Source organism: Metamycoplasma phocicerebrale (genome assembly GCF_003383595.3).
GTDB lineage: Bacteria > Bacillota_I > Bacilli_A > Mycoplasmatales > Metamycoplasmataceae > Metamycoplasma > Metamycoplasma phocicerebrale.
In genome coordinates, this window is sequence record NZ_CP033058.2 from 410485 (window position 1) to 424692 (window position 14208).

Here is a 14208-nt window from a genome sequence, read left to right on the forward strand (position 1 = left end):
TTTAAAAAACCAAAAACCAAATTATTTGTTTTTGAATATAAAAAAGCATTTAAGAAACTAAATTTGATATTTCTTTATCCTTGCCTTCTTCTAATTTATTATTTTGATCAATAAAAGTTTTGTTTTTTAAAACACTAAAAATATTTATTTTATTTTTCTTTAAAATCCATATAAATAATAAATATGTAATTACCGAGTCAAATGCTATTGCTCCTGCAAACAATAAGGTGATTGAATTCAATGTTGGAATTCAAGCGCCAGTTTTATAACAAATAAACATTATTCCAAATAATACAATATTTACAATTAAGGATTGATATAACATATATTCTGTTTTGCCCAATCCATAAAAAATACTATCAATTATAGAATTGTAAGCAAATGTTACATAAAACCCAATACTTATTATTGATAAGTAATAAATTGTATTTCCGTTTTTTAATTTTAAAACACTATTAAAAAATGGTTTTCATCCTGGTATAGTTATAAATCATATTAATACCAAAAGAGTTACAATAAAAAAGTATCCAAGCGTATTTTTTCTATAGCTTTATGTCCATCTCGGCCAATATCTGCCTTAACAACTTCGCTTAATTGAAGTATAGGCAATAATAGTCAACCTCATATAAAATTATTTGTTAGTCAAAAATCTCCAGATCCACCGACAGCATTTACCATTTTTACAATCATAAACATAAAAAACAAATTTCTTACTAAAGTTTCTAAGCCAGAAATCGAACTAATTCTAAAAAAAGATTTAAATCACTTAAAATTTAATTTTTTAATTTTTCATATATTGATTTTTTCTATGTGTAATAGTATAAAACTAGTAATTAATAATATTGAAGAAACAATAATGTTAGTATAAGCTATTCCATTAACTCCTAATTTTAAAGAAACGCTTAAATTAGAAATAAAAAATATATCTAATATAATAATTAGTATAAGTTGAATTAAAAGAGGGATATAAATATTTTTATCTTTTTTTATAGTTATCAATGCTACTAATATAAATTTAAATAAAATGTTAATAATATTAGCTGTTGATTCTAACCTAATATAATTTACTGTTTCATTAATTATACTTTTATCCTGAGCCATTAAAATTGTAAGAGGTCTTGCTGCTGCTATAATAAATACAGTTAAAACAATATATATTAAAAATGTAAATAATAATCCAGTTTTTAATCTATTTTCTAATTCTTCTTTATCGTTTATAACTGCTCCTATAAAAAAGAATAACGGTAGTAAAAACGCTTCTTGCATAATTTCATAAAAAAGCGAAACTCATTGCATTTGCGAAGCAATAGAAAAACTTCATGTATTTGGGATTTGGCCAATTTAATATATTCTAATAGTATTATATATAGTTGGCAATAATCCGAAAAATAATAAAGCAAAAAACATTCTAAAACTAATGTGCTTAAAGATATTTTTAAATTTTGACATTTTGCCTTCTTCTAATTTCAATTTTTAAATTTATTTTTCACTTAAAAATAGTATAAACTATTTTGTATTTCAATCTATTTCTTTTTTATTTAATTCCCTTAATTTATTGTTTATTTTTTTAAAAACATCAGAACCTAAAAAGTTTTTATTGCAACTTAAAGGGGATGGGTGAGAAACAATATAAACAAAATGATTATTTAAATCTATTTTTTTCAAAACATTTAATGCATAGTTTCCCATAACTAAAAATATTATGTTTTTAGTTGTTTTTGTAATTTTTTTAAGAAATTCGTAAGTAAAGTTTTCTCATCCCATATTTTTATGTGCTAAAGGCAAAGATTCTTCAACTGTTAAAATATTATTTATTAATAGTACTCCTTGATTTTTTCAATAACTTAAATCATTTGTTAAAAACTGAGATTTGGGATATGAGTTTTTAATTTCTTTAAATATATTTTTTAATGAAGCAGGAGTTTTTAAATTGGTTCTACTAGTAGAAAATGCAAGACCGTTTGCAACACCTTTTGTTGGATAAGGATCTTGACCTATAATAATAATTTTTAAATTATTAAAATCAAAATTTTGATAAGCAAAAAATATTTCTTCTTTTTTAGGAAAAATATTTTCATAACCTATTTTTTCTAATTTGCTTATTAAATTTTTAAAATAGTTTTTTTCTTTTTGTTTTTCTAAAAAAATATCAAAATTAAAATTCATGTTTTACTCTTTTTTTACCTTCGTATTGATATTCAATTAAATATAATTTTCCATTAGAAAAGTTTATATTTAATGGCGTTTTAACTTTATTAATTGAAGCTCTAAAAATTTTTAATCTTTTATTGTTATAAATCAAAAAAGCTCCGGGCTGGTCATTAAAGGCTCTTATTTTGGCCAAAGTTTTTTCTTTTGTATCATTTAAAAAAAGCTCAGCATCTTCATTCTTAATTTTTGGAGCAAAAGTAACTAACTCTTCTTTTTGTTTAATAGGAGATATATCATTATTAAAAATTTTTATAATTCAGTTAGCTAAATTCTCAATAGATACTTTAGCTAACTTATCAAAAATTTCTAATGCCGTATCATTTTCTTCTATTAAAATTTTTTTTGAAAAAATTATATCTCCAGCATCCATTTTATCAATCATATAAATTAAAGAAATACCTGTTTCTTTATCATTATTTAATAATGCATGTTGTATAGGCGCTGCCCCTCTATATTTTTCTAATAAACTACCATGAACATTAATACTTGCTTTTTTGGCTAAATCTAAAATATTGTTAGGTATTAATTGCCCAAAACTGATAGTTATAAAAAAATCAAAATTTATTTGTTTTAAATCATTATATAGTTCTTTGATTTTTATTGGTTGAAATAATTTTATATTATGTTTTTTTGCTAATAAAGCTACTTCTGTATTAATTATATTTTTATTTCTATCTAACTTTCTATTTGGTTGGCTAATAATTGCACAAATTTCAAAGTTTTCGTTTTTTATTAATGACTCAAAAATTTTTTGTGAAAAATCTCCGGTTCCTGCTAATATTAATTTAATTTTTGACATAAAAAAATTATAACTTATCCTAAATAAAGTTATAAATATAAAATAAAAAACCAATACTAGATTGGTTTAATAAGGTTTTAAATAATAATAATATTTATTATTTGTGTCCTTTTTTAGTTCAAATCATTCAGCTAAAGAATCTCGATAACTATACATCTTATATGTTGTAGTTTTTCTTTGATCATTAACATATTTATCAAAAAAGTTTTTACCTTTATTATTAAATTTATCATCATTCAATAGTGAAAACACTTCTTTTTGATTTATGTCTTCTAAATCATATTTGCCATCATTATTAAGATCTATTCATAATTTAATGTCAAAAGCATTGTTTCCTATAATTTTATTAAAATTAGGCTTGTTTATATTTCTTGCTATATAAGATACATAATAAAAATTTTCTTTGAATAATTCTGGATATATTCATTTTTCTGTTCAATAATTTTTTTGTTGTCCTTCTGGTAAAGAAGACTCATATTTAGAATCTCATTCTTTTTTTGTAATTAAATTGTATTTTTGCAAAGTTATATTAGACTCAATTATTTTTTTATTATTGTCTTTTGAAACAAGTAATAGCTTCATTTTTTTGTTTTGATATTCTGTATTATTTTTTGGTAATTGAAAATATCCTCCAAAATTTAAAGAATTACCACTGTCATTATTTATATTGTAATGAGCAAAACTAATTAATTGACCTCAGCCCATTAAATCAACATAAGCCTTAAACAAACCTTTATGTCTTGTGTCTCCCACATTCTTAAAAGGTTTCTCATATTCAAAATTATCATTGTCTCATTTATTGCTTACAAATTCTTCAATTTGTTTTCTGAAAACTCAGTTTGGAGCATAAGCTCATATATCTTTTCAAGTTGTTTTATGTTTTGCTTTTGATATTGTTTTTAAAATATCATCACCTGTGGAACTAAAAATGACTTCTATATTACCAAATAAATCATTTCGTTCTTTAGCAAAATATAAAAAGTTTTCAAGGCTTTTATAATTCTTATCAACATAAAATGTTGAATTTGGGCCTAACGATAATTTAACTAATTCTCTTGGAATTAATTCTGCAAAAGAAAATAAGTATTTTAAAGACTTTGATTCAATAGGGTTAGCAAAATTAATTTCTTGGTTTTTATTATTATTAAAATAATGTTTGTTATCAAACATTTTATTATAATTTTCTTTTTCAAATTCACTAATATCCAAATTAACAAATCTAAACAAATCATTTGAACTAAAATCTTTATAAACAGGTATTTTACCTTTTATGTATTCAAAATCGGATTCTCTTCTTATATATTTTGATTTTTGTGCCAAAGGAATATCATGATAATTTAAATTAAACCTAAATTCTTTTAAAAACTTTTTATTATTAATTTGTCTTTTTTTAATTATATGTGAATTTCCACCATGTTCATGGCCATCTCCATTGTCTTCTATAAGAGTATTATCAGAAAATTCATCCGTTTCTTTTATTGATTTATTATACATATTATCTATGTGGTGAGTATATTCATGCATTATTGTTCCAAAAATAATTTCAACTCTTTTGGCTACTGGTTGATTCAATAATTTTAAATTATTATTCAAAGGTCCATCAGTAAAAATATATATTTCTCTAAGACTTGGATAATATAAACCGTTGGCAGAATTATTTTTGTTGTCTTTTGAAGGAAAACCAATTTTTATGCTTTTTAGAGCATTTATTTCTGGTCCATATAGTGCTCTTTTTTTGAACATAGTATTCAGCAGCTGAATACCTTTTTCTCCTAAATAGTAATATTTTTTATTACCATCAGTATAAACTGGCTTTTCCATTATAGTCAAATTGCCATATTTAAAAGAAGATTTAATTTCTCCACTTTTTTCAGTCTTTTTAGCATTAAAAATTAAATTATTATCTTTATCATAAAAAAATTTAAATGCTCCAGAAGAATCGTTTGATTCTTCATAATAATCGGAACCTATATTATTAATTTTTTGGTTTATAGAAGAGTTAAGGAATTTATAAGCAAAATAACCCCCAACACTAATAGCGCCAAGAGTTAAAATTATTAGAATTATTGATAAAAATATTTTTCCTGCTTTTGTTTTATTATTATTTTGCTGCATATTTATAACCCCCCACATTATTAATAATTTAATGTTATACTATTTATAATTAAAAAACAAAAAACTTATTATCTTTTAACTAAAAGAGTATAACAAAAAATGATAAATCTTTATAATATTTAATTATGTTAAGAATAATAGCAGGAAAATATCGTTCAAGATTATTAAAACAACCATCTGAAAAAACAACCCGCCCTACAACTGATAGAGCTAGAGAAGCTATTTTTTCTTCTATTCATTTTTTTATTGAAAATAAGGAGTTTTTAGATTTATTTTCAGGGTCTGGTTCTTTTTGTTTAGAAGCTCTATCGAGAGGAGCTAAAAAAGCAACAAGTGTAGAAAAAGATAAACTAGCTTATAAAATTATTTTAGAAAATATGCATAATTTAAAAGAAGATAATTTAAATGTTTTTAATATTGATGCATTAACATTTTTGAATAAAAATTTAAATAAAAAATATGATTATATATACTTAGATCCCCCTTTTATTGAAAAAGATTTATTAATAAAATGTATAGACATTATTAGTTCGAATAACATGTTAAATTTGAATGGGAAAATTATAATTGAAACTGATTGAAAAGATTTTAATTATGAAAAAAATAATTATAAATTGATCAAAAACAAGAAATATGGAAAAATTTATATTTACTTTATTGAAATTGCAAATTAGTTTATAATTAATTATTAATAATTAAATTTAAAATTAAAATTGAATTTTATTTACAATTAATATTAAAAAAAGTATAAAAATGTAATTTGCATTATTTTAAGGAGTAAGTTTTATGGAAAAGAAGTTAATAATTTTTACTGGTCCAAGCGGAGTTGGAAAAGGAACTGTTGAAAAACCTTTGTTTGATGATAAAGATTTAAAACTAAAACTTTCAGTTTCTATAACCACAAGAAAACCGAGAGAAGGGGAAATTGATGGAGTTCATTATTATTTTGTTTCTCCTGAAATGTTTCAAACTTTTATAAAAGAAGATAGGTTATTAGAATATTCAAAACATTTTGATAATTATTATGGCACCCTTCTTTCTGAAATACTACATATTTATGAATCGGGCAGAATTCCATTTTTAGAAATAGAAACCAATGGTGCAAATCAAATTATTGAAAAGTATAAAAAAGAAGGTCGTGAAGCGGAAATTTGTTCTATATTTTTAATGCCTCCTTCATTAGATGAATTGGAAAGAAGAATTGAAGGTAGAAAAACAGAAACCGAAGATTTAATTTTAAAAAGATTGCAAAAAGCTAGAGAAGAAATTCAAATGTCTTCATCATTTAACTATGTTATTACAAATAATTCTATTGAAGAAACAGTTTTAAATATTAAAAAAATAATTAAAAAAGATTTTGCTAAAATGTTAGAAGATAATAATAAAGGTGAAGAAGGAAGAAAGGCCTAAAATTTAATGAATTACATTGTTAAAACAGATAAAGGAAAATATCGTAAAGAAAATCAAGACTATGCTTCAATTTCTTTTTTAGGAAATTGAACTCTTGCTGTTTTGTGCGATGGAATGGGTGGTCATTTTGGTGGCTCAGTTTGTTCTACAAAATCTATTGAGTTTTTGTTTAAATATTTTCAACAAAATTTTGATCCTGAAGTTAATTATGATGATAAAAAATTAATTAATAAATGATTTAACAATGCATTGAGTTATATAAAAAAATCTCTTAATGAAATAGCTAAAGAAAATGAAGATTATTCTGACATGGGGACAACATTAACTGCTGCCCTGGTTTTTAATTCAAATAAGCAAACTTATATTTTTAATATTGGTGATTCTCGAACATATGCTTATAATGGCTATTTATATCAAATAACTCGAGACCAAAATTTATTACATCAATTAGTTAAACATAAAATTTTAAGTCTTGAATTAGCTAAGTTACACCCAGATGCAAATAAACTTGTTAGTTGTTTAGGACCTAATAAAATAATGAAATGTGATGGGTTTTTATTAAAAAGTAATGAAGATGTTCAATATTTATTATTAACTTCTGATGGTGTTCATGATTATATTGAAAAGCCCACACTTGAACAAATTTTACAAGATGCTAAATTAAACATTGAACAAAAAGCAAATAAAATGATTAGTGTGGCTAAGAAAAATTTATCAAAAGATAATTTAACAGTGGTAATAATGGAGTTTAACTAATGGAAAAAAAATTAAGAAAATATAGAAACGTAAATAAATATTTTGAAAACTTTGAATTGATAGGTCGGGGAGGATATGGAGAAGTATATTCTGCAACCTATGTTAAGACTGGTAAAAAGGTTGCTATTAAAATTTTAACTGTACCTGATATTACTAAAAAAGTTACTAATCAAATACGTTTCAAAAACGAGTGTAAAGTATTGAACATGATTAGATCTGATAATGTAGTTAAAATGATAGGCTATTATTCTTCTAACGATGAATCATATTATGTAATGGAATTAATTAAAGGTATTGATTTAAAAAGTTTAATAGCTAAGAACACTAAAATTCCTACCGATGAAGCTATAAGGATAGCCAAAGAGATATGTCAAGGATTAATTGATATACATTTAGTCAATGTAATACATAGAGATTTAAAACCAAGCAATATTATTATTCAAAATATAACAAATACTATAAAGTTAATTGATTTTGGAATTTCAATTAGTGAAGAAAGCGTTAGAGTAACTGCCGATAATAAAGTAGTAGGTTCAATCCAATATATAGCTCCCGAATTACTAACTAGAACTGCACGAGCATCAGTAAAAAGTGATATTTATGCATTTGGAATGATTTTATATGAAATGTTGGCCGGCCATCCACCATTCCAAGCCAATGAAGAACAATCTATTTTATATTTACAAATTAACCAAAAATTACCTCCATTAGAAGGTGTCGGAGTTTCTATTCCTCAAGCCGTAGAAAACATAATAATCCGTTGCACAGCAAAAAACCCTAATTTAAGATATGATAATTGCGTCGATATTTTAAAAGACTTAAAAAAATGTTTAAGTCCTCAAGCCAGTCTAGAAAAAAAACTAAAATTAGATAAGGAATCTAAAAATACTAATTCTAAAAACAAAAAGAAATCCCTGTCCTTAAAAGTTACATTAATAATAATAATTTTATTATCGGTAGCTATAGTTGCAACAGTATTAGCTCTTGTATTTACTGGGACTATTTAATATATAATATTAATAAGGATAAAAATTATGGAAATAGGAAAAATTGTTAAATCGGTAGCCGGTTTTTATGATATTAAATCTTTTGAAGACAAAAAAACTTATAGAGTTCGTGGAAGTGGAAAACTAAGACTACTTGATATGAAACCAATTGTAGGAGACAATGTAGAATTCAAAAAAGGAGGCTTTATACACCATATTTTAGGTCGTAAGAATTTCTTTATTAGACCTAAAATTGCTAATGTTGATCAAGCAATAGTGGTAATGTCATTGGTTGAGCCCGAGTTTAGTTCTTTATTAGTTGATAAGTTTTTAATTATTATTGAAAGCAAAGGGGTTGAACCTATAATAGTTTTAACCAAAAAAGACTTAACATCAAATTCTAAAATTAATTTTTACAAAGACCAAGGATACAAAGTATTCGAAATTAATTATGAAACAAACACTGGCTTCGAAGGGCTAAAGGAATTGTTTAAACATAAGACAAGTTTTTTTGTTGGCCAAACCGGAGTTGGCAAAACAACATTAATTAATTATTTAGCTAATACAAATTTTGAAACTCAAGCCATATCTAAAGCTTTAAATAGAGGAAAACATACCACAAGAGAAGTTAGTTTAATTGATTTTAATGGCGGCGAGATAATAGATACACCAGGTTTTTCTTCAATAGAATTTGATTTAACTATTGACGAAATGCCAACTGCTTTTAATTCTTTTAGAGAAGCTGCTCATTTATGCAAATATAGAAGTTGCAAACATTATCAAGAAAGAATAGAAGATTGCGAAGTTAAAAGAAGAGTAAAAAGCGGCATAATAAAACAAGAAAGATATGATAACTATGTCAATTTTTTAAAAAGAATGCTAGGACCAATTTATTAAGGAGTTTATTATGAAAAAAATAAGTCCATCAGTGTTAGATGTACCCGAGGCAAAGTTTACTGAATATATTAATTCTCTTATAGATTGAGATGTAACAAAAATCCATTACGACATAATGGATGGTGTTTTTGTCCCTAATAAAGGAATAAGCGATGATTTAATTTCTGAAGCTATGAAAAAAACAAAAATACATGACATGGAATTTCATTTTATGGTCAAAGATGTTATTTCTTATTATGATTATTTTTCAAAAACAAATGGGTTACTAATTTTTCATTATGAAGCTATGAATGAAACACAAATACTTAATATTATAGAAAAAGCCAAAAGAGATAAAAAAAGAATAGGTATTGCAATTAATCCTGAAACTGAAGAAAAAGTATTATTTCCTTATCTTAAACATTTAGATCTAGCCTTAGTAATGAGTGTTCATCCCGGAAAAGGTGGACAAAGTTTTATTGAAAATTCTTTAAATAAAGTAGCCAATTTAAGAAGATATATTCAAGATACAAATTTAAAAACTCTAATAGAAATAGATGGAGGAATTAATCAAAGCAACATTAATTCATGTTTTGAAGCAGGAGTTGATGTTGCTGTTGTAGGTTCTTACTTAGTTAATAATTTTTCTAAAGAAACAATAAAAGAACTAATTAAGGAATAACAAATATTTATATAAATAATTATCAAAAATAAAAAAATTATGTATAATTAAAGGGCTTTTAATAGCAACAAGAAGATTCATTTCTCACCTAAGTGATTTTTTGCTGGGTCGCTACAATAAAGAACTTATATATTTATTTTGTAGTTTTTGGGAAGTGGATTAACCCACTTTTTTATTTTATTAAGGAGGAAGTTATATCACAAAATAACTCGCACTTTGCAAACAACCAAAAAGGTCCGAAATCCGAACACATTGTAAACAATGCTATACCTTACAAAAAGGTTTTTGTTTTAGGTCCAAATAATGAAAAAATAGGAGTTTTATCTAAGGCAGAAGCTTTGGATAAAGCAGCTGAATATAATATGGATTTAGTTCTTATATCGATTGAAAATAATAAACCAATAACTAGAATTTTAGATTATGGAAAATTTAAATATGATAGAAAGAAAAAACAAAAAGAAGTAAAAGAGAAACAATCTGTAACTATTAATCGTGAAATTAGATTAACCCCTCTTATTGGGGATCACGATTTAGAAACTAAAGCACGTAAAACAAGAGAATTTTTATTAGACGGTAACAGAATTAAAATATCTGTTAAATTTAGAGGTAGAGAACGCGCAAGAATTGAACTAGGAGAAGAAATTTTAAAGAAATTTTATGCACTAGTTGAGGATGTTGCAAAGATTTCAAAAGAAGCAACTTTGGTAAATGAACGTTTTTTAGATATGTATATCGAAAAAGACAAGCGTAAAGTTGAAGCTTTAAACAAACAAAATAACGAACCTTCAAATACACAAGGAGAATAACATGCCAAAAATGAAAACCAAAAGCGGTTTGAAAAAAAGAATTAAAATAACTGCAAGCGGTAAAGTAAAACGTGGAAATGCATATCGTTCACATTTAGCACAAAATAAAACAACAAAACAAAAACGTCAATCTCGTAAATCTTCTACATTATCAGCATCAGATTTCAAGAGATATAAAGAATTAATTTAATTTAATTAGAAATAGAAAGGAAATATAATGCGTACAAGAGGCGGAATCGTTACAAGAAGAAGACGTGGAAAATGATTAAAATTAGCTAAGGGTTACTGAGGACACAAGTCAATCGGTTACAAAGTAGCTAAACAAGCAGTTGTTAAGTCATGAACATATGCTTTCAGAGATAGAAAACAAGTAAAACGTGAATTTAGAAAATTATGAATAGCACGTATAAATGCTGCATCTAGAACAAACGGTATCACATATTCTAGATTAATTGAAGGTCTAAAAGCAGCAAACATAAATATTAATAGAAAAATGCTTTCTGAATTAGCTATCAACTATCCAACATCATTTGCAACAATAGTAGAATCAGCTAAAAAAGCCTTATCTTCTAAATAATTATAATAATTTAGTATCCAAAATTTGGGTACTATTTTTTTAATTTAAAAAATTAAACATAATAAAAACAAAATAAAAAATTGTGTTATTATTTTTTTAATAATTAGAAGGGAAAATATATGTCTGAAAAAGAATTAGAACCAAAAAAAGATCAGCCAGTAGAAATAAAACCTGAAGTTCTTAAAAATATGGATATTGAAAAAAAGAACCAAATAAAATCAGAAGAATATAAAGCTCTTGCTAAAGCAAGAAAAAATCTCAAATCAAAAGATAAAAAACCAAATGCTGTTTTTGATCTAAATCCATATAACGTTAATTTTTTTAATGTCTGGAAAAAATTTCCAAAAAAAATGGCTTTTGTTTTTATATCAGCGATTTTATATAATATTGCTATTGCGACATTTTTAGCTAAAGCAGCTACAGTTGCAACTGGAGTATCAGCAATTGTTCAAGCTTTAACCTTTACTGTTTCATCAACAGCACCTTATTTTGCTTACATATATTTTGCTCTTAATTTACCCTTAATTATTTTTTATTGAAAAAAGAATTCAAGACTATTTATGATATTGACAACATATTGATTATTATGACAAGTGCTATTTCAATCAATATTATTAATTGGTCCAGTCGGACATACTTTTAATAAAATATCAATTTTTTATGTAAATTGAGTTTCACCTTCTAGAGAATTAGCATATCAAAATAGCTTTAAATCATTAATACCTTGAGAAGCATATGGAAGTTATGGAACTTCTTATGGCAACTTATTTGAATGAATTAAATCAAATCCAGCAAGAAATGTGGATGGCTTCTATACTTTATCTAATCAAGCTGCTAATGAATTAGGCTATAGATTTATAAACGAATCTCAATTCTTACAATTAAAAGCATTTATGGAAATTTTTGATAAAGGTTTTTCAAATCCTACATGACCAATTATTGTTTATGCTTTAATAGGAGCAACAATGGCTGGGATAGCTGGTGGGATAGCCTGAAAAAATTCGGCTTCAACTGCTGGCGGAGATTTTATAGTATATTATATTTCACGTGTAAAACAAAAAGGAGTGGGTCATATATCAACTATTGTTGCATTGTTTTTCGGTGGATTTTCTATTATTTTAATAGCAATCGTAGAATTAATTGGATTGAGTTATAATAGACCATTTAATGCAGCAGGATTACTGTTAAGGATTTTATGCTCAATAGCTTATGTGTTTGTTTATACTTCTTTTATTGAATTAATATTTCCTAAATATAGAAAAGTTCAGATTTCTATATATACTAAAAACCCCGAAAAAATTATTCAACATTTTAAAAATATAAAATATTGGCATGGATACAATATTGCTAAATTAATAGGAGGTTATACTAACACTGAAACAATTAAAATAGAAACTTTTGCTTTATATTTAGAACAAAGTCTAATTAAGAATGAAGTTTTGCTAGTAGATCCCTCAGCCTGAATGACAGTTACTAGAGTTCATAATATAATAGGTAAATTTAATACTTCAAAAGTAGAATCTTAAAATATAAATAAAAACAAAGGAGATGCCAAAAGTGAATAGCAAAATTAAATGTCCAAAATGTGGTGAAGAATTTGAAATTACACAAGATCATTACGAGTCTATAGTTTCTCAAGTTTCTAAAAATTTTAAAAAAGAAATAATAGATGAAGAAACTAAAAAGCATGAAAAAGAAATCGAGCTTTTAGAAAAGGAAAATCAAAATAAAATAGATGCGGCAAAGCAAAGTGTTGCAAAAGAATATCAACAAAATATTTTTAGCCTTGAAGCACAACTTAAAACAATTAAAACAGAACTTGAACTTAAAAATAAAGAATTATTAAATGATCGAGAAAATTCTTTTAAACAAAAATTACAAGAAAAAGAAAATAAAATTCAACAACTTGAATTACAAAATACAAAATCATTAAATGATACAGAAAACAAATTCAACAAAGCAATTCAAGAAAAACAAGCAAAAATCCAAGAACTTGAATTAAAAATTCAAAATTATGATCAATCTAAAGAATTAGAAATCACTAAACAAAAAAATATTTCTGATCAAAAATATAGTCAACTTATGACTGAATTTAATTTTAATAAAGAAAAATCTAAACAAGAAAAAGATGATTTGCAAAAAGAAATTGATAGATTAAGAGAACACAAACTTTCTTTGTCTATAAAACTTATTGGTGAGGACTTAGAACAACATTGTTTGAATGCATACAATCAATATTTAAGACCTAATCTTAGAAATGCAACATTTGCAAAAGATAATGATGTTGTTGAAGGTACTAAAGGTGATTTTATTTTTAGAGAATTAACAGACGATGGTATAGAATTTGTTTCCATTATGTTTGAAATGAAAAATGAAGGTGAAAATAGTGTTAATAAAAAGAAAAATGAAGATTTCTTTAAAAAACTTTCAAATGATAGAAATAAGAAACATTGTGAATATGCAGTCTTAGTTTCAATGTTAGAACCTGAAAATGATACATATAATAGTGGAATTTACGATGCTTCTACAAAAGATATGCCCAATTTATATGTAATAAGACCTAACAATTTTATTGCAATAATTAATTTATTAAGAAATATAGCACTAAAATCTATTGAAGATAAAAGACAAATTATCGAATATAAACAAACCAATTTGGATTTTACAAACTTTGCTGAAAATTTAAGAATTGCCAAAGAAGGCTTTACAAAAAATGTAGACAAGGCAAAAAAACATTTTGACGATGTTGTTAGTGAAATAGATAAATCTATTAATAATTTGCAAAAGACAAAAGAAAGTCTTTTAAAAACACAATATCAGCTATCTCTTGCTAATGGAAAAGTTGATGATATTACTGTCAAAAAACTTACAAAGAATGCTCCCTCAATAGCTAAATTAATTAACGAAACGGATAAAAAATAATTTAAAATATCTAATGCCAATTTTAAAATACACATTAGATATTTTTTATTTTATATTCATATCCCTTA

At 24.8% G+C, this 14208-nt stretch carries 16 protein-coding genes; 11 read left to right on the forward strand and 5 right to left on the reverse strand.

Annotated elements, in window-relative coordinates:
* Positions 1–49: 49 nt before the first annotated feature.
* The 5 genes from DMC14_RS06140 to DMC14_RS06150 all read right to left on the reverse strand — a co-directional run bounded on the left by DMC14_RS06140 (position 50) and on the right by DMC14_RS06150 (position 5125).
* Positions 50–505, reverse strand: coding sequence for an MATE family efflux transporter (locus tag DMC14_RS06140; protein WP_116171495.1), 456 nt, complete (start codon positions 503–505; stop codon positions 50–52).
* A gap of 5 nt (positions 506–510) precedes the next feature.
* The gene (locus DMC14_RS01610) at positions 511–1266 is read right to left on the reverse strand and encodes an MATE family efflux transporter (protein ID WP_175393439.1); all 756 of its coding nucleotides are present in this window, start codon (positions 1264–1266) and stop codon (positions 511–513) included.
* Between the two features lie 240 nt (positions 1267–1506).
* On the reverse strand, positions 1507–2166 hold the full coding sequence (locus tag DMC14_RS06145) for a uracil-DNA glycosylase (RefSeq protein ID WP_116171497.1): 660 nt from the start codon (positions 2164–2166) through the stop codon (positions 1507–1509).
* Positions 2156–3010, reverse strand: a complete 855-nt coding sequence (fmt, locus tag DMC14_RS01620; protein WP_116171498.1) for a methionyl-tRNA formyltransferase — start codon at positions 3008–3010, stop codon at positions 2156–2158. Before fmt ends, DMC14_RS06145 begins: the two co-directional genes overlap by 11 nt.
* Positions 3011–3076: 66 nt before the next feature.
* On the reverse strand, positions 3077–5125 hold the full coding sequence (locus DMC14_RS06150; RefSeq protein ID WP_116171499.1) for an MYPU_1760 family metalloprotease: 2049 nt from the start codon (positions 5123–5125) through the stop codon (positions 3077–3079).
* A gap of 125 nt (positions 5126–5250) precedes the next feature.
* Here DMC14_RS06150 and rsmD point away from each other — a divergent pair, with 125 nt between their 5' ends.
* The 11 genes from rsmD to DMC14_RS01680 all read left to right on the forward strand — a co-directional run bounded on the left by rsmD (position 5251) and on the right by DMC14_RS01680 (position 14140).
* Complete coding sequence (gene rsmD / locus DMC14_RS01630) at positions 5251–5799, forward strand: 16S rRNA (guanine(966)-N(2))-methyltransferase RsmD (RefSeq protein WP_116171500.1); 549 nt, start codon at positions 5251–5253, stop codon at positions 5797–5799.
* A gap of 112 nt (positions 5800–5911) precedes the next feature.
* Positions 5912–6535 carry a guanylate kinase gene (gene gmk / locus DMC14_RS01635; RefSeq protein ID WP_116171501.1) on the forward strand — a complete coding sequence of 208 codons (624 nt, stop codon included), beginning with the start codon at positions 5912–5914 and terminating at the stop codon, positions 6533–6535.
* 6 nt (positions 6536–6541) lie between these two features.
* Entirely contained in the window at positions 6542–7291 is a 750-nt protein-coding gene (locus tag DMC14_RS01640) for a PP2C family protein-serine/threonine phosphatase (RefSeq protein WP_175393440.1), read from the forward strand.
* On the forward strand, positions 7291–8298 hold the full coding sequence (locus DMC14_RS01645; protein ID WP_116171503.1) for a serine/threonine-protein kinase: 1008 nt from the start codon (positions 7291–7293) through the stop codon (positions 8296–8298). Before DMC14_RS01640 ends, DMC14_RS01645 begins: the two co-directional genes overlap by 1 nt.
* Positions 8299–8325: 27 nt before the next feature.
* Positions 8326–9174, forward strand: coding sequence for a ribosome small subunit-dependent GTPase A (rsgA, locus tag DMC14_RS01650; RefSeq protein WP_116171504.1), 849 nt, complete (start codon positions 8326–8328; stop codon positions 9172–9174).
* Positions 9175–9184: 10 nt separating this feature from the next.
* A complete protein-coding gene (locus tag DMC14_RS01655) occupies positions 9185–9835 on the forward strand; it encodes a ribulose-phosphate 3-epimerase (protein WP_116171505.1) in 651 nt (216 codons plus the stop codon).
* Positions 9836–10086: 251 nt separating this feature from the next.
* Positions 10087–10641 (forward strand): translation initiation factor IF-3, encoded by a 555-nt coding sequence (infC, locus tag DMC14_RS01660; protein WP_422385895.1) that lies wholly within the window; start codon positions 10087–10089, stop codon positions 10639–10641.
* 1 nt (position 10642) lies between these two features.
* The gene (gene rpmI / locus DMC14_RS01665; RefSeq protein WP_116171506.1) at positions 10643–10831 is read left to right on the forward strand and encodes a 50S ribosomal protein L35; all 189 of its coding nucleotides are present in this window, start codon (positions 10643–10645) and stop codon (positions 10829–10831) included.
* Between the two features lie 27 nt (positions 10832–10858).
* Complete coding sequence (rplT, locus tag DMC14_RS01670) at positions 10859–11218, forward strand: 50S ribosomal protein L20 (protein ID WP_116171507.1); 360 nt, start codon at positions 10859–10861, stop codon at positions 11216–11218.
* 119 nt (positions 11219–11337) lie between these two features.
* Positions 11338–12744, forward strand: a complete 1407-nt coding sequence (locus DMC14_RS06155; protein WP_277870925.1) for a DUF2179 domain-containing protein — start codon at positions 11338–11340, stop codon at positions 12742–12744.
* A gap of 31 nt (positions 12745–12775) precedes the next feature.
* Positions 12776–14140, forward strand: a complete 1365-nt coding sequence (locus DMC14_RS01680) for a DUF2130 domain-containing protein (protein ID WP_175393441.1) — start codon at positions 12776–12778, stop codon at positions 14138–14140.
* Positions 14141–14208 lie beyond the last annotated feature (68 nt).